Annotated in this window: 19 protein-coding genes; 7 read left to right on the forward strand and 12 right to left on the reverse strand. The window is 66.7% G+C overall.

Features of this window, described 5'->3' with window-relative positions; translation table 11 throughout:
* Positions 1–26 precede the first annotated feature (26 nt).
* The gene (locus A9J21_RS28150; RefSeq protein WP_066741624.1) at positions 27–1,691 is read right to left on the reverse strand and encodes a cation acetate symporter; all 1,665 of its coding nucleotides are present in this window, start codon (positions 1,689–1,691) and stop codon (positions 27–29) included.
* Positions 1,688–1,993 carry a DUF485 domain-containing protein gene (locus A9J21_RS28155; protein WP_066741627.1) on the reverse strand — a complete coding sequence of 102 codons (306 nt, stop codon included), beginning with the start codon at positions 1,991–1,993 and terminating at the stop codon, positions 1,688–1,690. Before A9J21_RS28155 ends, A9J21_RS28150 begins: the two co-directional genes overlap by 4 nt.
* Before the next feature lie 270 nt (positions 1,994–2,263).
* On the opposite strand from A9J21_RS28155, the gene A9J21_RS28160 reads away from it, so the two are divergent.
* The gene (locus A9J21_RS28160) at positions 2,264–2,821 is read left to right on the forward strand and encodes an Rrf2 family transcriptional regulator (protein WP_066741631.1); all 558 of its coding nucleotides are present in this window, start codon (positions 2,264–2,266) and stop codon (positions 2,819–2,821) included.
* Between the two features lie 105 nt (positions 2,822–2,926).
* Here A9J21_RS28160 and A9J21_RS28165 read toward each other — a convergent pair whose 3' ends face one another.
* Positions 2,927–4,138: an NAD(P)/FAD-dependent oxidoreductase gene (locus A9J21_RS28165; RefSeq protein WP_066741634.1), complete on the reverse strand. Its 1,212-nt coding sequence runs from the start codon at positions 4,136–4,138 to the stop codon at positions 2,927–2,929.
* A 256-nt stretch (positions 4,139–4,394) separates the two neighbouring features.
* Between A9J21_RS28165 and A9J21_RS28170 the strand changes: the two genes are divergently transcribed.
* Positions 4,395–4,637, forward strand: coding sequence for a hypothetical protein (locus A9J21_RS28170; protein ID WP_156546270.1), 243 nt, complete (start codon positions 4,395–4,397; stop codon positions 4,635–4,637).
* 25 nt (positions 4,638–4,662) lie between these two features.
* Here A9J21_RS28170 and A9J21_RS28175 read toward each other — a convergent pair whose 3' ends face one another.
* From A9J21_RS28175 to A9J21_RS28210, 8 genes are all read right to left on the reverse strand, one after another.
* On the reverse strand, positions 4,663–4,956 hold the full coding sequence (locus A9J21_RS28175; RefSeq protein WP_066741640.1) for a GYD domain-containing protein: 294 nt from the start codon (positions 4,954–4,956) through the stop codon (positions 4,663–4,665).
* A gap of 270 nt (positions 4,957–5,226) precedes the next feature.
* Complete coding sequence (locus A9J21_RS28180) at positions 5,227–5,565, reverse strand: hypothetical protein (RefSeq protein ID WP_066741650.1); 339 nt, start codon at positions 5,563–5,565, stop codon at positions 5,227–5,229.
* A gap of 193 nt (positions 5,566–5,758) precedes the next feature.
* Positions 5,759–6,646 carry a LysR family transcriptional regulator gene (locus A9J21_RS28185; RefSeq protein WP_066741652.1) on the reverse strand — a complete coding sequence of 296 codons (888 nt, stop codon included), beginning with the start codon at positions 6,644–6,646 and terminating at the stop codon, positions 5,759–5,761.
* A gap of 54 nt (positions 6,647–6,700) precedes the next feature.
* Positions 6,701–7,405, reverse strand: coding sequence for an isochorismatase family protein (locus A9J21_RS28190; RefSeq protein ID WP_066741655.1), 705 nt, complete (start codon positions 7,403–7,405; stop codon positions 6,701–6,703).
* A 140-nt stretch (positions 7,406–7,545) separates the two neighbouring features.
* The gene (locus A9J21_RS28195) at positions 7,546–7,962 is read right to left on the reverse strand and encodes a hypothetical protein (protein WP_066741658.1); all 417 of its coding nucleotides are present in this window, start codon (positions 7,960–7,962) and stop codon (positions 7,546–7,548) included.
* Between the two features lie 182 nt (positions 7,963–8,144).
* Positions 8,145–8,963: a class I SAM-dependent methyltransferase gene (locus A9J21_RS28200; protein ID WP_066741661.1), complete on the reverse strand. Its 819-nt coding sequence runs from the start codon at positions 8,961–8,963 to the stop codon at positions 8,145–8,147.
* 162 nt (positions 8,964–9,125) lie between these two features.
* The gene (locus tag A9J21_RS28205; RefSeq protein WP_156546273.1) at positions 9,126–10,100 is read right to left on the reverse strand and encodes an NAD(P)/FAD-dependent oxidoreductase; all 975 of its coding nucleotides are present in this window, start codon (positions 10,098–10,100) and stop codon (positions 9,126–9,128) included.
* Between the two features lie 6 nt (positions 10,101–10,106).
* On the reverse strand, positions 10,107–12,452 hold the full coding sequence (locus A9J21_RS28210; protein ID WP_066741665.1) for a hypothetical protein: 2,346 nt from the start codon (positions 12,450–12,452) through the stop codon (positions 10,107–10,109).
* 257 nt (positions 12,453–12,709) lie between these two features.
* Here A9J21_RS28210 and A9J21_RS28215 point away from each other — a divergent pair, with 257 nt between their 5' ends.
* Both A9J21_RS28215 and A9J21_RS28220 read left to right on the forward strand, forming a co-directional pair.
* Positions 12,710–15,067 carry a molybdopterin cofactor-binding domain-containing protein gene (locus A9J21_RS28215; protein ID WP_066741667.1) on the forward strand — a complete coding sequence of 786 codons (2,358 nt, stop codon included), beginning with the start codon at positions 12,710–12,712 and terminating at the stop codon, positions 15,065–15,067.
* On the forward strand, positions 15,034–15,498 hold the full coding sequence (locus A9J21_RS28220) for a (2Fe-2S)-binding protein (RefSeq protein WP_066741669.1): 465 nt from the start codon (positions 15,034–15,036) through the stop codon (positions 15,496–15,498). The genes A9J21_RS28215 and A9J21_RS28220 overlap by 34 nt, the downstream gene beginning before the upstream one ends.
* Before the next feature lie 22 nt (positions 15,499–15,520).
* On the opposite strand, the gene A9J21_RS28225 is transcribed toward A9J21_RS28220, so the two are convergent.
* Positions 15,521–16,204: a GntR family transcriptional regulator gene (locus tag A9J21_RS28225; RefSeq protein ID WP_231907069.1), complete on the reverse strand. Its 684-nt coding sequence runs from the start codon at positions 16,202–16,204 to the stop codon at positions 15,521–15,523.
* Between the two features lie 245 nt (positions 16,205–16,449).
* Here A9J21_RS28225 and A9J21_RS28230 point away from each other — a divergent pair, with 245 nt between their 5' ends.
* The 3 genes from A9J21_RS28230 (at position 16,450) to hydA (ending at position 20,032) form a co-directional block, all read left to right on the forward strand.
* Complete coding sequence (locus A9J21_RS28230; RefSeq protein ID WP_066741674.1) at positions 16,450–17,748, forward strand: MFS transporter; 1,299 nt, start codon at positions 16,450–16,452, stop codon at positions 17,746–17,748.
* Positions 17,749–17,859: 111 nt separating this feature from the next.
* A complete protein-coding gene (locus A9J21_RS28235; protein ID WP_066741677.1) occupies positions 17,860–18,588 on the forward strand; it encodes an aspartate/glutamate racemase family protein in 729 nt (242 codons plus the stop codon).
* A gap of 25 nt (positions 18,589–18,613) precedes the next feature.
* A complete protein-coding gene (gene hydA, locus A9J21_RS28240) occupies positions 18,614–20,032 on the forward strand; it encodes a dihydropyrimidinase (protein WP_066741943.1) in 1,419 nt (472 codons plus the stop codon).
* Position 20,033: the final 1 nt, after the last annotated feature.

The following is a 20,033-nucleotide window of genomic DNA, read 5'->3' on the forward strand; positions in this document are numbered from 1 at the left end:
GGGGCCGTTTCTTCTTTGCGCGAAACTCAGTGCGCGGTCGCTTCGCCTGCACCGATGCCCGTCTCCGAGCGCAGTTCCTGCGCCTCGAACCCGGCCTTGTCCAGCAGGGAACGGCGCGACTTGTCGGTCACCGAGAACAGCCAGATGCCAAAGAAGCCGATCGTCATGGAGAACAGCGCCGGCGACGTATAGGGGAACGGCGCGCTCTTGAAGTGGAACACGTCCACCCAGACCGCCTGCGACAGCACGGTCAGCACCACCGCCGACACCAGCCCCAGGAAGCCGCCCACCATCGCACCGCGCGTGGTGCAGCCCTTCCACAGCACCGACAGGAACAGCACCGGGAAGTTGGCCGACGCCGCCACGGCAAACGCCAGCGACACCATGAACGCGATGTTCTGTTTCTCGAACACGATACCCAGGACCACGGCGATGATGCCCAGCACGATCGTCGTGAGCTTCGACACGCGCAGTTCCTCGGCGCTGGTGGCCTTGCCGTGCTTGAAGACCGTCTGGTAGAGATCATGCGACACGGCCGATGCACCGGCCAGCGTCAGGCCCGCCACCACCGCCAGGATGGTCGCGAACGCCACCGCCGAGATAAAGCCCAGGAACACGTTGCCACCCACCGCGCTGGCCAGGTGAACGGCCGCCATGTTCACGCCACCCAGCAGCTTGCCGCTGCCATCCTGGAAGCTGGCGTTGGTGCTCACCAGCACGATGGCGCCAAAGCCGATGATGAATGTGAGGATGTAGAAGTAGCCGATCCAGGTGGTGGCCCAGAACACCGACTTGCGGGCTTCCTTGGCGTTCGGCACGGTGAAGAAGCGCATCAGGATGTGCGGCAGCCCGGCGGTACCGAACATCAGCGCAATGCCGAACGAGATGGCCGAGATGGGGTCCTTGATGAAGTTGCCCGGGGCCATGATCGAGTCTTTCTTCGCATGCACTTCCACGGCCTTGGCGAACAGCTGCTCGGGGCTGAAGTGATACTGGGCCAGCACCATGAAGGCCATGAACGACGCGCCGCCCAGCAGCAGGCAGGCCTTGATGATCTGCACCCACGTGGTGGCGGTCATGCCGCCGAACAGCACGTAGATCATCATCAGCGCGCCCACGATGACCACGGCCACCCAGTATTCCAGCCCGAACAGCAGCTTGATGAGCTGGCCCGCGCCCACCATCTGGGCGATCAGGTAGAAGGCCACCACCACCAGCGTGCCCGACGCCGCAAAGGCACGGATCGGCGCCTGCTTGAAGCGGTACGCGGCCACATCGGCAAAGGTGAAGCGGCCCAGGTTGCGCAGCCGCTCGGCCAGCAGGAACGTGATGATCGGCCACCCGACCAGGAAGCCGATCGAATAGATCAGGCCGTCATAGCCATTGGTGTAGACCGCCGCCGAAATACCCAGGAACGACGCCGCCGACATGAAGTCGCCGGCAATCGCCAGACCGTTCTGGAAACCCGTGATGCCGCCGCCGGTATAGAACGTGGCCGCCGACTTGGTCTTCTTGGCTGCCCACTTGGTGATGAACAGCGTGCCGATGACAAACACCACGAACATGCCGATGGCGGTCCAGTTGGTGGGCTGCTTTACGGCCTGACCCAGGTCGCCACCGGCCGCGAACGCGTTGGCGGACAGCAGCATGGCCGCGCCAAGTGCGGCGCCGAATGCGTGACGGGTTTTCATGCAACCTCCTGCTTGATGCGGTCGGTCAGGTCGTCATAGACGCGGTTGGCATGGCGCACGTACAGCCCGGTAATCACGACGGTAAAGAGAATCACGAACAGCCCGATCGGCATGCCCCAGGTCATCACGCCCTGGCTCACGCGGGTCGCCAGCAGCTCCTTGTCGAAGGCGATCAGCAGCACGTAGCCGTAGTAGACCACCAGCATCACGGCCGTCAGCAGCCAGCCCAGCCGGCCGCGCCGTCGCACCAGCTCCTGATACTGCCGGCTGGCCTTCAGTTTCTCGATCAGATCCTCTTGCATCCTTGTCTCCTGCGCATCTGCTGCACGTCTTTGCTGCATTTATTAGCGTGTGCCACACGGGTGTCTCCCACATGGCATGGTGACAAGGTAATGCGCGCCCCTTACCCGGTTCTTACACGGTGCCGTTGGCGATGCGGGGGTAAACGCCTAGCCGGTACATCACATGGCATCCGGGCGGCACCTGCGTGCCTTGCGGATGGCCCCGGATTTGTATAGGCTCTCAACTGCGATACAACTTATCCGAGTTAAGACTCGTCGGGCGAACCCATCATGTCGTTTATCAGCACCGGGGTCGAGTACGGCCTGCACTGCCTGCTCTACCTGACCCGCTCCCATGCCGCCGTGCAGGAAGCCAGCGTCCGTGACCTGGCCGAACTGCAGGGCATCCCCGTGGACTACGTTGCCAAGCTGTTCACCAAGCTGGCAAGGGCCGAGCTTGTGGTGGCCACCGAGGGTATCCGGGGCGGATTTCGGCTGGCACGGCCGGCCGAGCGGATCTCGGTGCATGACGTGGTGCTCGCCATCGACGGTGACAAGCCGCTGTTCGACTGCCGCGAGATCCGCAGCCGCTGCGCGGTGTTCGAGGAGGCGCCGCCGGCCTGGGCCACGCGCGGCGTGTGTTCGATCCACGCCGTGATGCAGACGGCCGAGCGGGCCATGCGAAACGAACTCAAGCAGCAGACCCTGGCCGACCTGGCGCAGCGTACGGTCGACAAGGCACCTGCCAGCTTCGGGCCGCAAGTGGTGCATTGGCTCACCGACCGTGCGGCCAATCGGCGCGGCGACAAGGAAGAAGCCGCACCGGCCAGGGGGCGCAAGCGCGGCTGAACGCCCGCGGCAGTCCGCGGCAACAAACAGCAAAGGGCGATCAACATGATCGCCCTTCCTTCTTCCATGGCGCGGCGCTCGCGGCGCCACGCATTACCCAAAGCCCTACGCCACGACAATGCGAAGCGGGTCTGCCGACGCCAGCGCTTCGGCGCGGTTCGCGCTGGGCGGATAGATCCACTCGGTGTTGATCTTCGTCTTCAGCGCCTTGGCTTCCGCGCCCGTCAGCTTGACCTGACGATCCCAGCCCTCGGTATAGACCGCGCCCCACGGGCCCAGGTCCAGGCAGGTCACGTATTTCGGCTGGCTATACGGAATCTGCGCCTGGCCCAGCAGGTCGGCCGCCACGTTGTGCCCTGCCGAGCGGCCCAGGTTCATCGCGTGCTGGCACGACATCATGGCGAAGTTGCCCGCGTCGTCCACTGCGGCATAGGCGACATCGCCGGTGGCGTAGACGGTATCGACGCCCTTGACGCGCAAATGGCTGTCCACGTGGAGCCGGCCAAAGCTGTCGCGCTCGGCGGGAATCTGCGCGGTCAGCGCGCTGGCGCGTGCGCCGGCCGTCCAGATGACGGTGGCAGCGTCAATGCGCTCGCCGCTTTCCAGCGTCACGCCTTGCGCGTCCACCGCCGCCACGCCCGAACCGAGCTTCCACGTCACACCGAGTTCACCCAGCGCCTGTGTGATGACGGGGCGTGGGCCGGCACCCAGATCCGGGCCAATGTCGCTGTTGCGCTCCACCACGATCACGCGCACATCGGCGCCCTCACCGAATACTTCACGCAGCCGCGCGGGCATCTCGGCCGCGGTCTCGATGCCAGTGAAGCCTCCCCCTGCCACCACCACCGTGTTGCGCGCGGCGCTGGCCGGGCGCTGCGCCAGCGCCGCGATATGCGCCTCCAGCTTTGCCGCATCGGCGATCTGGTCGACGTTGAATGCATGCGTATCGAGCCCCGGGATTTGCGGGCGGAACAGCCGGCTGCCGGCAGCCAGCACCAGACGGTCATAGCCAAGGATCTGGTCGGACGACCCTGCGCCCACACCCTGTACGTGCACCTGCCGGCCCTCCACATCGATGCGCTCCACCACACCCTGCACAAAGCGCACCCCAACCGTCTTGAAGATCTCCTGCAGCGGCGCCTTCATGCCAGCGGGGTTCTGCTCGTAGAGACGCGGCCGCACGTGCAACTCCGGCGCGGGAGCCACCAGCGCGATCTCCACGTCGGTACGGCCCACCTGGTCAAGCAGGCGGGCGGCCGCCAGTGCACTCCACATGCCGGCAAAGCCGGCGCCAATCACAAGAATACGTTTCGACATCTTCAGACTCCTGGGCAACGCCCTTATTCCGTTCCACGGTGTTCGACGGCCAGTCCGGCGGCTACGACGGCAATGTGCTGGCACCCGGCGCCTGGCTAACTACGATTCTATGAGTCGTAGTTTTAAATCTGCAAGGTGTTTTTCAAAGACCCGGCCAGATGTCAGGGCATTCGCGCACCCGCTTGCATCAGCCTCGACCGACGATTAGCATTACTACGACTCATCTAGTCGTAGTTTTTGAACCATGGAGCACATCATGAAGCAGGTCAACTGGGCAGGAATCCTGGGTGTGGCAGCCGTGCTGGCCGCCGGCATTGCCGCGTGGGCGGCGCAGGACGAAAGCGCGCGTGCGGTGCAATCCGTCACGCCGTCGCTGGTGGCGGGACGTGACCTGACGGGGGTGTCTGCGCCTCCGGGGCGGACGCTTGGCACCGGCGACGAGGGCGATGCCAGCCAGGCGTCGGGGCCGCCGCGCAAGTCGATCCGTTCGCAGGCATGACGCGCGGCGGCGTGGCAAGCGCCGTTCAGCGCATCTTGCCCAGGATCGCCTTCATCTCGTCTTCGGTAAACGCGCGCAGCGTCTGCGTGTGAACGTTGCCCTGCGAGCCAATCGACAGGCCGAAGGCGGTCACGGATGCGTCGTCCTGCGCTTCCAGCGTCAGGATCACGTCATATTTTCCGAGCGTCCAGAACACGTCATTCACCTTCACGCCGAATTGCGGCGCCATTTCGCGCACGGCTGCCGCGCGTTTGGTGGTGTCCTTGACAGTACGAACGCCCTGGTCTGTAAAGCTTGCGAGCACGATATATCGGGTCATGGCAAATCTCCGACAGGATGGGACAGCGCCGTCAGCGCACTGACGGCGGCTCATGGCTTCGGAGCGTGACCCGGCAGGTGCGCGCGCGGGGCACACCGGCCTGATTGGCGGGAACAGGGACGCGTACACCTTGCAGGCGACACGCCGGGGAGTGTGAGCAACCTCGCATCCATGCAAGGAGCGAGCCACTGGCGGATCCACGCAGGCTGGCGGGGCGCGACGGCCATCCGCACGCGCAATTCCGCTCGGGGCGTTGCAGGCTTGAAACAGTCAGTGAGTTGGCGTGCGTACCGGGCCGGGGCACGCCTTGAGTCCTAGCCACATCACGCCGATGACGATATTCACCGGGACGCTGAGCACGCCCGGCACATAGAAGCAGGCCGACAGCACGGGCGCGCGCATCAGTACCTCGACGGCTCCGCCCAGCCCGTACAACAGCACGCCGCACCATAGCCAGCGCCGCATATAGGTCAGCAGCCAGTGCGCGCGCGACTGGTTGAAGCGCCAGGCCGCCGTGCGCGCGATCAGGTCGCCCCGGCTGGCGTCCTTGAACATCCAGTCGAAAAAGAAGTACCGATACAGCAGGGTGCGAAAGGCAAGCTCTTGCATGATGGTGGTGGGCCAGCTCCGGCCATATCGCGCAAAGACCGTGCCCACGCCGCTTCCGGCGCCGGGACTTTCACTACTGTAGGCGCTCAAGGCGCACGAGGCAGGTTTTTCACGCGCGCCATGGCACCGGCGGCGGGCATGCACCGGACCGATGCATCGCGCGTCGAAGCGCGTTGAAGCGTCTCGCGGATCACTATGACGCGTAGTGCGCCGCCATGAAATCGATGAAGGCCCGTGCCCGGGGTGCCAGGTGCCGGGTCTGGGGATAGAGCGCGTAGTAGTGGCTGGCGCCCGCGTGATACTGCGGCAGCACACGTACCAGGCCGCCGCGTGCCAGTTCGCTGCGCGCCGTACGCTCGGTGAACGCCGCGATGCCCGCGCCGGCCAGCGCCGCCGCGTACAGCGCGGTAATCGCATCGGCAGCCAGCGCGCCGCGCACGGTCACGCGTTCGGTGCGGCCCGCCGTATCGGTCAGTTGCCAGGTATCGGGCGCTGCCGCGAATGCCAGCAACTGGTGTTGGACCAGATCGCCGGCGTTGACCGGCAGGCCATGTGTTGCCAGATAGGCGGGAGATGCCACCAGGACCGTATCGGACCCGGCCAGCCGTTTCGCCATCAGGCTGCTGTCGGCCAGCGGCGCGCTGCTGATGCGCAGCGCCACATCGAATCGCTCGGCCACCAGGTCCACGAACTGGTCGCTGCACGACAGTTCGAGCCTGATCTCGGGATAGCGCGCGCGGAACGCGGGCAGCCAGTCCTGCAGTTCGAGCGTGCCAATCGCCAGCGGCACCGTCACGCGCAACGGCCCTGACAACTGCGCGCCCTCCCCCGTCATCGCCGCGTTCATGGCATCGATGCGCGCCAGGATGTCGGCGCAATGGCGGTGGTAGCGTTCGCCCGCATCCGTCAGCGCAAAGCGACGCGTATTGCGATTCAGCAGTTGCACACCCATGCTGGCCTCAAGCTGCTTGAGCTGGCGGGACACCGTGGAGTGCGACAGGTCGAGCCGCTCCGCCGCCGCCGAAAATCCCCGGGCCTCGACGATGGCGCGAAAGACGCGCATGGCAAACAGCTGGTCCATGGAAATGCCGTCCCCAAAAAGCAGAAAACGCCCCGGCGGGGCGTTTCGACAGTATCAGCGCAGTGGCAGATGCGTGATGGCCGCAGTGGTCATCACATCGCCGAAGGTGTCTTCGATCTCGGCAAGCGCGGCTTCGTGCAGCGCGTCGTTGCCGATCGAGCGGCCGTCGGCACGCGTGATATCGCGCGTGGCCGAGGCGTCGGATGCTACCACAACGTGATAGCCAAGCGGCACCGCGTCGCGGGCGGCGCCAGCCACGCATGCATGGGTCATCAGCCCCGCCACCACGATGGTCTTCACGCCCATCGCCTTGAGCCGGCGGTCCAGGTCCGTGCTGGCAAACACGCTCACGGTTTCCTTGCGCAGCACCACGTCCTGCTGGCGCGGCACCATGCCCGGCTGGAAGCCCACCGTCTCGCCATCCACGGCAAACACGGCGGCGCCGGCTGGCGCCACATGCTGGATCTGGAAGACCGGGATCTGATGGCGATCGGCAAACGCAAGCAGGCGCTGCGCGTTGTCCATGGCACGCTGGCCATCGGGAATCGGCATCCGGCCGGAGAAATACTCCTTCTGGAAATCGATGATGACCAGCGCCGTCGTGCGGGGATCGAGATGCTCTACGGGCTTGGCACCCAGCATCGCACGGATGCCGGGATGCGGATTGTCTTGCGCCGCGTGGACGGCGCCGCTGGCGGATGCCGCGAGCGACAGGCTCACTGTGGCCACACGGAAGCAACGCAACAGGTTCAGGGTCATGACAGGCTCCTCGACGAAATGAGGCGCCAGTCTAGGTTTGCCCGGGTGACCTGTTCAACGCCATGCGCCGCACAGCATTTGTGCGGCGCATGCACAGGCGCGCCGGGCGCCGACTGCCACGGAATCAGCTGTCCGCCGGATCAGGCGCCATCGAGGTAGATGTTGCGCCGGCCCAGGCGACTGCCGAGGGCGTCGGGCGGAAGACTCATGCTGGCGGGGTCGACGGCGGCCGGCGCAGGCGCCATGGTCGCGGAGCCCGGCGCAGGCGGCACGCCCATCTGCACGGTTTCCATCGAACCCTGTGCGTAGGGATTGGCGGCGGGCTGCTGCTGCGCGACGTCAACCGGTGCGGCGGGTGCGGAAGTCGCGGAAGGTGCGGCGTAGCCTGCGGGAGCCGCGGGGGCGTAGCCAGCGGACGCGGCAGGGGCGACAGGAGCGGCCTGGGTGGCGGTCATCGGCTGGGCCTGCTGGACGGGAGCGACCTGCTGCGCGAGCAGCGGGTACGACGCGATCAGTGCGCCAGTCATCAACAGGGATTTCGCCAGATGTTGCTTCATTCGTGTACCTCCAGAAAAGCCTACAGACTTGGGAAAGGTCACTGTAGCGTCGAGGCACCTGACAAAGTGTTCCGTTTTGCAACTGTCATTTACGAGGCTTGCGGCCGACATTCATGCGCGGTATTTACGCGCGCGTGCATCGGCCGCCACCTGCCGCACTGCCACACTGCCGCGTATCCCGATCACGGCGGCGTGATCACTGTCACACGCAGGAACGTTGCAGGAATCTCGGTGACATCGGGCTTGCCGCTCTGGTTCTGCGCGTTGAACAGCGCCTCCAGCTCGCGCTGCAGGTCGTCACGCTTGCCGTTCGCCTCGGCGGCGGCAAACGCGTTCATGGTCGGGCCGTAGTAGTCGCGAAAGGTCGCCAGGAAGTCGGACGGCTTGCCCGCATACCGGAAGACGTAGGTGTCCCTGTCGAAGCCGATGTTCTCCGGCGGCACGCCCGCGGCGCCGAAGCGCTCGGTCACGATGATTTCGTGGCCCCACAGCATGGGACTGATAAAGCCTTCCGGCGGTGGCGGGGAATAGCTCATGCTGATCTTCAGCACCTGCGCGACCAGCGTCGGATCGTTCGGAATCCAGTTGCCCATCACGATGCGCCCGCCCGGGCGGGTCACGCGCACCATCTCGCTGGCCACATCCGCCGGTTTGGGCGCAAACATGGCGCCAAACATGCTGACGACCAGGTCGAAGGTATGGTCGGGCAGGCCGGTCAATGCGCAGGCATCGCCCTCCTGGAAGCGAAGATTCCCCAGGCCCGCTTCCTGCGCGCGGCGGTTACCGGCGGCCACCAGGTTGCTGGCGATGTCGACGCCCAGGACATCGGCCCCACGCTTTGCCTCCGGCAGTGCGGTGGTGCCGTCACCGCAACCGAGATCCAGCACCTTCATCCCCGGCGTCACGCCCAGGCGTTCCACCAGTTCGTCGCCGCTCTCGCGCATGGTCGCCGCCAGTCGCGTGAAGTCGCCCTTTTCCCATAGCGCCTTGTTCGGATTCATTTGCTTCCCCCTTGTTGCCATGTCGTTGACTTGTTGTGCATGCCGACTGTGTCGACACACGGCACCCGCGTTGCGGGTTATGGTTTTGTAGTGCATGGCCCCAAAGTGGGCAATGGGACCGAAGCCCCACGCGGCGCACGCGCCACCCGGACGCCAGCCGGCCTATCGCACCGGCAGATTCGCGCGTGCGTAGACATCGGACAGTGCGGTACGGCCGGCCTGGTAGGTCTGCAACGCCCAGTCCGCGTATAGCGCCGCCGCCAGACTGCTTCGCTGCGGCCAGCGCACCACGCCGGCCGCCAGCGCGCCGGCGCGGGTGCCGGACTCCAGTGCAAAGCGCAGCCCGTCGCCCGAAGCCGGATCGAGGTAGCCAGCCGCATCGCCACAGACGAAGAAGCCCGCGCCCGCCGCCTGACGCAGATGCCGCCAGCGGCGGCACTCGCGCCAGACCCTGCCTACGGGCCGCATGCCGGTGGGCCATGCCACCGGGGCCTCGCGCGTGCTGCAGAGCGCCGTCCAGATGCAGCCTTGCGGCGTCGCGTGCCGCCATAGCCATCCATCGGCACCGATGACGAACTCGGAACCGGGATGACTGGCCTGCCCGGCATCCAGCGCGCCAAAGCCGCGCTGCAGCCACCATGGCCGCGAGTCGATCCCTTCGGCCAGGCCCAGGCTGCGACGCAACCACCCGTTGACGCCGGTGGCGTCGATCACGAGTTGGGCGCCACGGGCGGCGGTGTCGGCGCCGTCACCGGATCTGCGCTCAACGCCCACCAGGCGACCACCCTCGATACGCGGCCATAGCCTGGCCGCCGCCAACGATCGGTAGTCGACCCCGGCGCGCACCGCCGCCTCGCGCAGCCCGCCATCGAGCCGGGCGCGATCCACGGCACGGCCCCGTTGTGTATGAACGGCGGGGCCGGGCCCGGCGTGGTCGAGCCAGATGTCGGCCCGGGTCATTAATCCGGGCGCGACAGACGCCAGCAGACGTAACGCCGCCGCCGACGCGCATTCGGGCACCGCGCGGGTACGGCCGCTGCCCACCATCGTTACCGGGCACCCTGCCCTGGCTGCCGCGATGGCCGCTGCGCAGCCTGCGGGACCGTCGCCGACCACCAGCACGCCACGGGCAGTCATGATCGGTCAGTACAAGGCCAGCGCTTCCGGCCCGGGCGCGCGGCGCCGCACCGCGCCAATCAGCCCTGCCGGGGTGGCATCGCACTGCAGCGCCTCGGCATAAGGCACCCGCAACCGGCCCGGCGCATGCTGGCGCGGCACGGCGCTGGCATCGGCGGGCAGCACGAACAGGAAACGATAGACGGTGTCGTGGACACTCCCCGGGGCCGCATCGAGCCGGCGCGCCGACACCAGCCACAAGCGCGTGTGCGACGGCACCTCGCCGTTGTCGCACGCGGCCACCGCGTGACGCAGTGCGCCAATCCGCCGGATCAGCTCGGCGGAATCGACATGCTCGAACGCGCCAAACAGCATCTGCCCGCGCAATGCGTTGGCAACGTAGTCCGAACGCTGGATGTCGGCATAGTCGACCTCGCCCGCGGGCGTCAGGTAAGGGCCGTACTCGCCGTCCCAGCCGGGCCGGGCCGCCGCGCCAGCTGCCAGCGGGTGTGACGGGTGGTAGCCCAGTTCATCGTCGAGCATCGGCAGCGCGGTGGGCGCGTCGGCGCGATTGAAGGTGCGCGACGCGTCCGGGCTCAACGCCGGCCAGAAGCTGTTCGATGCCGCGCACAGCTTGATGTCCTCCACAAACGGGCTGCCCAGGCCGAATGTGGCAAGGTAGATGCCGCCCCATCCGCCGGCATAGGTCACGTCCCAGCCCGGCGCGAACACGCTCGACGACGCGTCGGACAGGAACGACACCATGCGCGGCACGTGCACGCCGTCGGCCTCGGGCGCCTGGCCGCGTGGCGCCAGGCTGAACGACACCGGCATGGTGGTCTCGCCGGACGGAAACGCGCGTGCCGCGCTGAACGGGTCCATGTGCATCGGATTGGCCGCCAGCCGCTCGGCGCTGAGCGACAGCGGCGACCCGCTGCGAAACTGCGACTTCGGATCGATCTTCTGCTCGCTGAACCAGCGCTGCAACTCCGCCTGGTCGGCATAGGGATAGAAGTCCGGCGCGGCCACCACGGAATAGGCCGGAAACACGTGCCTGCCGGGCCATTGCGCCACGCGCGCGCTGACCACCCCTTCCGCGCAGTGATCCAGGAACAGCTGCGCGTGATAGCCGCCGTGCTTCACGTCGGCCAGGAACCGGTCGCGATCCGCCGGCTCCGCGCACATGTCGCGATAGGCAGCGTCGGCATCGTGCCAGCGATGACGGATATTGATGTACTCGGGCGCGTTGCGCGGCTCCGGATAGCGCAGGAAGGCCGGCGCGAAATGCGGGATATAGCGCTCGCGCAACGCGTTGATGCCTTCCAGGAACAGCTTGAACAGGTCAGAGAAGATGCGCTGGGTCGTGAAGCGCCGGTTGACCACCGGCACCACGCGCCATTGCGCCGGCACCCGGAACCCCCGCACCTTGAAATGCTCGGGCGTCAGCGGCTCGATCAGCGGCAGCGCGCCCGGCATCAGCCACACGGAATCGCCCTTGCGCACCAGCGCGATTGGCGGTGCCGTGGACCCGGGCAACTGCGAAGGGCCCGGGGCGGCGTCCGGAAAGCGCCACGATTGCGAATACGGCGGATCGGCCAGCACGGCCCTGGGTTCGGGCTTCACGCCCCAGCGCGCCTGCACGGCGCGCCGCAGCTTGTCACCCACATGATGGTGACCAAATTCCAGCGTCAGGTCCGCCCCGGGCACGCAGCCGCTGCCGAACAGCTTGCGTACGGGCACCAGGAATTCGCGCTCCGCGTCGCCCTCGCGCTCGCCTTCGATCAGGCTCAGCGCACCGGCGCCGCGCGTCCTGCGCACCAGGAACGCCGCGTAATGCGCAGGCTGTACGCGTACATGCTCGGGATGCCCTGTCACCGTCGGCACATGGCTGCGCGTGCGCGCGTCGTAGCTCGGCTCGGTGTCGCCATTGCGCGCAATGCCGAGCCGCGAGAACACCAGGTCGGCATGCTGCTGGTGTCCGGTGCGACGCGCCGGCCGGTACTGGCAGGCCAGCACCGCGATATCGAGCGATGCCCAGTCGTCGGGCAGTGGGGCGCGGGAATAGATGTAGTTCTCAAGCAGGTCCAGATCGGCCAGCTCCATCCCCGTATCCAGCGCCGGACACTCGGCCAGCGCCAGCATGTGATAGAGCAGGCTGCGCGCCGGGTCGCCAGGTTCCACGGCGCGCTGCGTGGCACGGCTCAGTCCGGCCACGCGCGGGTCCGACCAGTCGATCGGCAAGGGACGTTCGAGGATGGCGGCGGTCTCGTCCGCCGACTGCACCGTGGCAAGGTCCAGGCCGTGCCGCAGCAGCGCCTGTTTCCATGGGGTCGACAATCGCAGCACCCAGGCATGCATGGCTTCGACAGGCATCGCGCACCTCCCCCGGACAACCGGCGGCGCGCGCCCGCATCCGCCAGGGCACGCGCTTCCATCGGATTTCAATCCGAATTCCATCGCTTTTATTTCTGCCGGGCATGTCTTGGCCTTTAGGCCTAGACATGCCAGCGCCGCCTCGCGATGGCGGGCGACATTGACTAATATAGGTGATCGCGGCAGCAATCGAATCGGGGCTCGCGCGCTTGCGATTGCCATTGCCATTGCGACCAGGGGCGACCGGGGGCCATGTCATGCTGACTCGCAGAACCTTTCTACTCGGCGGTGCGGCGGCGGGCGCGCTGGTGGTGGGATGGACATTGCTGCGGCCCGAGGACCGTCTCGACACCGCGCTGCCGCCCCCCGCCAACACTGGCGATGCGCGGCTGAACGGCTGGGTCGTGATCGATGCCGACAACCGCGTGACCATCGTCATGAGCAAGGCCGAGATGGGCCAGGGCGTGCATACCGGTGCCGCGATGCTGCTGGCCGAGGAACTCGACGCCGACTGGTCGCAGGTGCGCGTGGCGCAGTCCGCCGTCGATCCGCTCTACATCAACCACGAGAACCTGCCGCGCAGCCTGCCGTTCCGGCCCGACGACGATGGCGCCCTGGCCCATATCAGCGAATACCTGGCCCGGCGCAGCGCACGTCTGCTTGGGTCGATGGTGACCGGCGGGTCGACCAGCATCGCCGACCTGTGGCAGCCGATGCGCGAGGCGGGCGCGTCCGCGCGGGCCATGCTGTGCGGCGCCGCCGCACGCCGCTGGGATGTATCCGCGGAACAGTGCCAGGCCCGATCCGGACGCGTGTTCCACGCGGCATCGGGGCGTTCGGCCAGTTTCGGCGAACTGGCGGCCGATGCCCGCGAGTTGCCACACCCCGCGCATCCCGCGCTCAAGGACCCAAAGACGTTCACGCTGATCGGCAAGCGTCTGGGCCGTATCGAAGCGAAGTCCAAGCTGGATGGCACCGCACGCTTCGGCATCGACGCGCTGCCCGATCGCCTGCTCTATGCGAGCGTGCTGATGTGCCCGACCCTGGGCGGTACCGCGCGCAAGTTCGATGCAAACAAGGTGATGCACAAGATCGGCGTAAAGGGGTTCTATCCGGTCGATGCGTACCACGGCGGCACGGGCGGCGTGGCGGTCATCGCCGAGAATCCGTTCATCGCCATGCGGGCGCTGTGCGAGCTGCCGGTCGAATGGGATCACGGACCCGCCGCCGGCCTGAACACCGACGACGTGCGTGCCGCACTGACCCGCGCGCTGGAAGGCAGCGATGGCGGCCATGCGTTCTACCACGTCGGCGATGCCCCGGCAGCGCTGAAGCGCGGCAAGATGCTGGAGATGCGCTACGAGGTGCCGTACCTGGCCCACGGCGCGCTGGAACCGGTCAACTGCACGGTGCAGGTGGAGGGCCGCAAGGCCCAGGTATGGGTGTCCACGCAGGTGCCGATGGCCGCGCGCAAGGCGGTCGCCAATGTGCTGGGCCTGGGCGCCGACGATGTCGAGATCCACCAGTTGCTGCTGGGCGGCGCGTTCGGGAGGCGGCTGGAGATCGACTTCATCGTGCAGGCGGCCGACATCGCGCGGCACGCATCGCCCAACCCGGTGCAGACCATCTGGTCGCGCCCGCAGGACATGACGCACGACTTCTACCGGCCGGCCTGCATGGCCGACTGCCGTGGCGCGCTGGACCCGGACGGCAAGCTGATCGCATGGGAAAGCACCTCGGCCAGCCAGTCGATTGCCGAACAGGCGCTGCCGCGCGCGTTCGGCAAGCCGCGCTTCCTGACGCGGCTGCTGCCCGACGCCACCATGGCCGAGGGAGCGTTCGACCAGCCCTACGAGTGCCCCAACCTGCTGGTGCGCCACCATCGGGTGGAGCTGCCCGTGCCCGTTGGCTACTGGCGGTCGGTGGGCCATTCGCACCAGGCGTTCTTTGTCGAGTGCTTTCTCGACGAAATGGCGGCGGCGGCGGGCAAGGACCCGCTCGCGTTCCGGCTCGAACTGCTCAGGCAGCCTGCCCACCAGCGCCACGTGCGCGTGCTGGAAACCCTGCGCGAACGCGCGGCGTGGCGCGGGCCTGCGCAATGGAAGGACCGCGACGACGTGGTGTTCGCGCGCGGCATGGCGATGCACGAATCGTTCGGCAGCGTGGTGGCGCAGGTGGCCGAGGTGACCAGGGATGGCGCCCCCGGCGGCGATGGCTTTCGCGTGACGCGGGTGGTCTGCGTGGTGGATTGCGGCCGCGCCATCAACCCGAACCTGGTGGAACAGCAGATGGAAAGCGGCATCGTGTTCGGGTTGTCCGCCGCGTTGCAGCAGGCCATCACGTTGCGCAACGGGCAGGTGCAGCAGCACTACTTCAGCGACTATCCGCTGGTGGACATGCAGACCTGCCCGACCATCGAGACGTATGTGCTGGACAGCGACGCACCGCCGGAAGGCGTGGGCGAAACCGCCACCCCGCCCGTCGCGCCAGCCGTGGCAAACGCCTTGTTCGCGCTGACCGGCAAGCGCCATCGCAGGCTGCCGCTGCAGGCCGCACCTGCCGTACCGGAGGGCAATGATCCATGGTGTCAGTCCGTCTCAACGGCAAGACCGTAGACCTGAAGTCCGCAACCGACACGCCGCTGCTCTGGGCCCTGCGCTGCGAGCAGCGCCTGACCGGCACCAAGTTCGGTTGCGGCATCGGCGTGTGCGGCGCCTGCACGGTCTTGCTTGACAACCGTGCCACCCCGTCCTGCCAGCTACTGCTGAAAGACCTGCGCGGCGTGCGCATCACCACGATCGAAGGCCTGCAGGGACCGGTGGCGCAGGCGCTGCGCGCGGCGTGGATCGAATTCGATGTGGTGCAGTGCGGCTACTGCCAGAGTGCGCAGCTGATTGCCGCCGCGGCGCTGCTGGCCCGCTGCCCGGTGCCGACAGACTTGCAGATCGATATGGCGATGCGCGACATCGCCTGCCGTTGTGGCACCTTCCCGCGTATCCGCAAGGCCATCCACAAGGCCGCCGCGGCCGTGTGCCGGCGCGGCTGAGACGGCTGGCGCGGTCGAAGCCTCAGCGGCCGCGCCGCGCGTTGGCCACGCGGGCCGCCGGCTCGGCCGACTCCGCCAGCGTGAGTTCCACCACGCGCAGCACTTCCCGGGCCGTATTCTCGGAATGCTCGCGCAGGATGCCTGCCAGGCGCGGACGCCCCGGTTCGTGCAGCGCAGCCATGATGGCCTCGTGCTCTTCGTGCGATTCCTGCCAGCGCATCAGGTCGGCGTTGGCCGCGCCCCGCGCGCGATGCACCTTGCTCATCAGCGTGGCATAGATGCCCGACAGCACGGCGTTGTCGGCGCTGTCGACAATGAGCTGGTGGATTTCCTGGTTGATGCGGAAGTAATCGGTGCGACGGCCCGAATCGTGCGCGGCAATCATGGCCTGGTGCTTGCGTTCGATCTTTGCCAGCGCCGCGTCGTTGATCCGTTGCGCGGCCAGATCGCCCGCGTGGGCTTCCAGCCCGTGCAGCGTTTCGAACGTGGCGCGCAGTTCGTCGAGGTCGAGCGGCGCCACGCGATAGCCGATGTACTGGCGATGCAGCACCAGCCCTTCTGCCACCAGCACCTTGAGCGCCTCGCGCAACGGCGTCTTCGATACGTCGAAAGCGTCGCAAAACGCCTTCTCGTCGATACGCACGCCCGGCGGAAGCTCGCCCTCCTGAATCATCGTGCGCAGCCGGGCCGCGATTTCGGCGGACATGCCCAGTGTGCGCAGGCGGGCTGTTTTGGGGAGAACTTGTGTCACGAACGTCACCAGGATAGGGAATCTGCACCAGTCCGAAGATTATCACACCCAGATTGGTACTTACCCTACATCTATATAAATCAACGACTTACACGCGTTGTAATTACAGATTACGTATCCTATACTCCGTCACAGTTGCGCGACACCCAAACACAAACGCCTCGAAAACGCAGCACCCAAGGAGCAAGGAGACCCCCGTCATGTCAACCACTAGCCAGGCCGCCACGATGACGGCCACGCGCAGCAGCGTCCGCTGGAAGATCTTCCTGATGATGCTGTTCCTCATCGCCATCAACTACATCGACCGCGCATCGCTGTCGGTGGCGATGCCGCTGATTGCCAAGGAATTCGACCTCAGTCCCACCATGCAAGGCATGATCCTGAGCGCGTTCTTCTGGACCTACGCGCTGATGCAGGTGCCGGGTGGCATGCTGGCCGACAAGTACAAGCCGCGCATCGTGATTGCCTGCGCCACCGTGTTCTGGGGCGCGTTCCAGGCCCTGGCCGCCGTCTGCACCAGCACCACGGCCCTGCTGCTGACCCGCCTGGGCCTGGGCGCCGCAGAAGCCCCGATCTACCCGGCCGGCGGCAAGCTCAACGCGATCTGGATGACCCAGAACGAACGCGGCCGCGGCGCCACGCTGCTCGACGGCGGTGCTCCGCTGGGCGCGGCGCTCGGCGCCATCATCATCACGTGGCTCATCTCGTCGCTCGGTTCGTGGCGCCTGGCCTTCGTGGTGGCCGGCGTCGGCACCGTCATCGCCGGTGTCGTGGCCTGGTGGTACATCCGCAATTCGCCGCGCGAACACGCCGGCGTCAATGAACTGGAGGCGCGCTATCTCGAGGAAGCCCACGCCAGCGAGCACCGTGCCGAGCCGGCCAACCTGTCGGGCCGCTCGCTCGACTTCTTCAAGTACCGCTCGGTCTGGTGCATGGCGATTGGCTGGATGTGCTTCAACACCGTCTTCTACGGCCTGCTGACCTGGATGCCTAACTACCTGAACAAGGTGCACGGCTTCGACATCAAGGCCATGGGCGGCGCCAGCTTCATCATCTTCTTCTGCGGCTTTATCGGCGAACTGATCGGCGGCTGGATTGCCGACAAGTGGAAGGAAGCCGGGGGCCGGCCCAACGTGGTGATGCGCACGCTGTTCGGCATTGCCGCCGTGGTGGCAACGGTCTCGATCTTCTCGGTGGCCTACGTGAGCAACCCGGTGGTGGTGGTGGCCCTGCTGTCGTCCACACTGTTCTTCCTGCGCTGGTGCGGCCTGTTCTGGTGCATCCCGTCGATCCTGGGCACCCGCAACAAGATTGGTTTCCTGGGCGGCGTGATGAACCTGGGCGGCAATGTCGGCGGCATCAGCGTGCCGATCATCGTCGGCATGATCGTGCAGTACACCGGCTCGTACTTCCTGGCGCTGATGTTCTTCGCGGCTGCCGGCGTGGGCCTGCTGCTGGCGTCCACGGCCATCGACTACGAAACGAAGATCCCGGTCTGACAATGACCGCTGGAGATATCCCGCCTCCAGCGGCAAACCAGAACAATAAAACCAATATCAAACCCGAGGCATCGCGCCCAGACGGTGCCCGACAACTCTTGAGAACCAACCATGAGCAAGCAGATTCGCCTTGGCATGCTGACGCCTTCCTCCAACACCGCACTGGAACCCATTACCAGCGCCATGGTCAGCGGCCTGCCCAACGTCAGCGCGCACTTTTCGCGCTTTACCGTGACGGAGATTTCGCTGCGTGACCAGGCGCTGGGCCAGTTCGACCTGGAGAAGATCCTGGGCGCGGCCCGGCTGCTGGCCGATGCCCGCGTGGACGTCATCGCGTGGAACGGCACGTCGTCGGGCTGGCTTGGCTTCGATCGCGACCAGGCGCTGTGCAAGCAGATCACCGAGGCCACCGGTATCCCGGCCACCACCTCGGTGCTGGCGCTGAACGAAATCCTGGAAAAGACCGGCGCCCGCCGCGTCGGCCTGGCCACGCCCTACCTGCACGATGTGCAGCAGCGCATCATCGCCAACTACCAGCGCAGCGGCTTCGACTGCTCCGCCGAACGCCATCTGGAACTGCATGTGAACTACAGCTTTGCGGAAGTCGAGGAAGACACCATCCGCAAGATGGTGCGCGATCTGGCCGGCGAAAACGTGCAGGCCATCACCACGTTCTGCACCAACCTGCGCGCGGCGCACCTGGCCGAGGAACTGGAGGCCGAGACCGGCATCCCGCTGTACGACACGATCTCCACCGTGGTGTGGAAGTCGCTGCGCCTGGCGGGCGTGGACACCAGCGCCCTGAAGGGCTGGGGCCGCCTGTTCCGCGAAGTCGAGTAACGGAAAGCATCGGAGAGGGATGACCATGCCTGCAGACAACAATCTTGACCTGGTGATTCGCAATGCCGACGTGGTCACCGCTTCCGATCGCTTTCGCTGCGACATCGGCGTACGCGGCGGCAAGATCGTGGCACTGGGCCACGGCCTGCCCGCCGCGCAGCAGGAAGTCGACGCCACGGGCCTGCTGGCCCTGCCCGGCGGCGTCGACGGCCACTGCCATCTGGACCAGCCCATGCCAGACGGCATGCGCATGGCCGACGACTTTTTCACCGGTACCCGCGCAGCGGTATGCGGCGGCACCACCACGGTGATCCCGTTCGCCGCGCAGGAAAAAGGCGCCTCGCTCAAGGCCGCCGTGGCCGACTATCACCGCCGCGCCGACGGCCGCGCCGTGATCGACTACGCGTTTCATCTGATCGTGGCCGACCCCACCCCTGCCGTATTGCAGGACGAACTGCCGTCGCTGATCCGCCAGGGCTACAGCTCGTTCAAGGTTTACATGACCTATGACGACCTGAAGCTGTCCGACCGCGAGATGCTCGAAGTGCTGGATGTCGCGCGCCAGAACCAGGCCCTGGTGATGGTGCATGCCGAGAATGCCGACTGCATCTCGTGGCTGACCGACAAGCTGACCGGCGAGGGCCGCATCGCGCCGCGCTTCCACGGACTGGCCCGCCCGGCCGTGGTCGAGCGCGAGGCCACGCACCGCGCCATCTCGTTCGCCGAGCTGGTCGACGTGCCGATCCTGATCGTGCATGTCTCCGGCAAGGAAGCCATCGAGCAGATCCGCTGGGCCCAGGGCCGCGGCCTGAAGATCCTGGCCGAGACCTGCCCGCAGTACCTGTACCTGACCGCCGAAGACATGGGCCTGCCCGGCGATGACGGCTACGAAGGCGCCAAGTGCATCTGCAGCCCGCCGCCGCGTGACCCGGAAAACCAGGCCGCCGTCTGGCGCGCGCTGGAAAACGGCGTGTTCAGCGTGTTCTCGTCGGACCATGCGCCGTTCAACTACGACGACCCGGAAGGCAAGAAGCTCGGCGGCGTGGCCCAGCCGTTCGACCATGTCCCCAACGGGGTGCCGGGCATCGAGACGCGCCTGCCGCTGCTGTTCGACGGGGTAATGCGCGGCAAGCTGTCGCTGCACCAGTTCGTCGAGTTGACCTCCTACCGCCCCGCCAGGATCTACGGCCTCTACCCGCGCAAGGGCACCATTGCCGTGGGCGCCGATGCCGACATCGTGCTCTGGGACCCATCGCGCCGTGTGCGCATCGCCAACAGCAACCTGCACCATGCGGTCGACTACACGCCGTACGAGGGCATCGAAGTCACCGGCTGGCCGATGACCACGTTCTCGCGCGGCGAGATGATCGTGCGCAACGGCGAGTACCTGGAGCCGGCCGCCGGCCGCGGCAGGTTCCTGGAAGCGGGACAACCCGAACTGTGAT

This window comes from Cupriavidus sp. D384 (genome assembly GCF_001652915.1).
Taxonomy (GTDB): Bacteria; Pseudomonadota; Gammaproteobacteria; order Burkholderiales; family Burkholderiaceae; genus Cupriavidus.

Excerpts from the sequence above, each read along its gene's own strand:
- A9J21_RS28160 (WP_066741631.1), top strand. The coding sequence starts at position 2,264 with ATGTCGTTTATCAGCACCGGGGTCGAGTACGGCCTGCACTGCCTGCTC.
- A9J21_RS28220 (WP_066741669.1), top strand. The coding sequence starts at position 15,034 with ATGGTGTCAGTCCGTCTCAACGGCAAGACCGTAGACCTGAAGTCCGCA.
- A9J21_RS28200 (WP_066741661.1), bottom strand. The coding sequence starts at position 8,963 with ATGAATCCGAACAAGGCGCTATGGGAAAAGGGCGACTTCACGCGACTG.
- A9J21_RS28195 (WP_066741658.1), bottom strand. The coding sequence starts at position 7,962 with ATGAAGCAACATCTGGCGAAATCCCTGTTGATGACTGGCGCACTGATC.
- A9J21_RS28205 (WP_156546273.1), bottom strand. The coding sequence starts at position 10,100 with ATGACTGCCCGTGGCGTGCTGGTGGTCGGCGACGGTCCCGCAGGCTGC.
- A9J21_RS28235 (WP_066741677.1), top strand. The coding sequence starts at position 17,860 with ATGAGCAAGCAGATTCGCCTTGGCATGCTGACGCCTTCCTCCAACACC.
- A9J21_RS28210 (WP_066741665.1), bottom strand. The coding sequence starts at position 12,452 with ATGCCTGTCGAAGCCATGCATGCCTGGGTGCTGCGATTGTCGACCCCA.
- A9J21_RS28190 (WP_066741655.1), bottom strand. The coding sequence starts at position 7,405 with ATGACCCTGAACCTGTTGCGTTGCTTCCGTGTGGCCACAGTGAGCCTG.
- A9J21_RS28215 (WP_066741667.1), top strand. The coding sequence starts at position 12,710 with ATGCTGACTCGCAGAACCTTTCTACTCGGCGGTGCGGCGGCGGGCGCG.
- A9J21_RS28165 (WP_066741634.1), bottom strand. The coding sequence starts at position 4,138 with ATGTCGAAACGTATTCTTGTGATTGGCGCCGGCTTTGCCGGCATGTGG.
- A9J21_RS28180 (WP_066741650.1), bottom strand. The coding sequence starts at position 5,565 with ATGCAAGAGCTTGCCTTTCGCACCCTGCTGTATCGGTACTTCTTTTTC.
- A9J21_RS28170 (WP_156546270.1), top strand. The coding sequence starts at position 4,395 with ATGAAGCAGGTCAACTGGGCAGGAATCCTGGGTGTGGCAGCCGTGCTG.
- hydA (WP_066741943.1), top strand. The coding sequence starts at position 18,614 with ATGCCTGCAGACAACAATCTTGACCTGGTGATTCGCAATGCCGACGTG.
- A9J21_RS28175 (WP_066741640.1), bottom strand. The coding sequence starts at position 4,956 with ATGACCCGATATATCGTGCTCGCAAGCTTTACAGACCAGGGCGTTCGT.
- A9J21_RS28155 (WP_066741627.1), bottom strand. The coding sequence starts at position 1,993 with ATGCAAGAGGATCTGATCGAGAAACTGAAGGCCAGCCGGCAGTATCAG.
- A9J21_RS28225 (WP_231907069.1), bottom strand. The coding sequence starts at position 16,204 with ATGTCCGCCGAAATCGCGGCCCGGCTGCGCACGATGATTCAGGAGGGC.
- A9J21_RS28150 (WP_066741624.1), bottom strand. The coding sequence starts at position 1,691 with ATGAAAACCCGTCACGCATTCGGCGCCGCACTTGGCGCGGCCATGCTG.
- A9J21_RS28230 (WP_066741674.1), top strand. The coding sequence starts at position 16,450 with ATGTCAACCACTAGCCAGGCCGCCACGATGACGGCCACGCGCAGCAGC.
- A9J21_RS28185 (WP_066741652.1), bottom strand. The coding sequence starts at position 6,646 with ATGGACCAGCTGTTTGCCATGCGCGTCTTTCGCGCCATCGTCGAGGCC.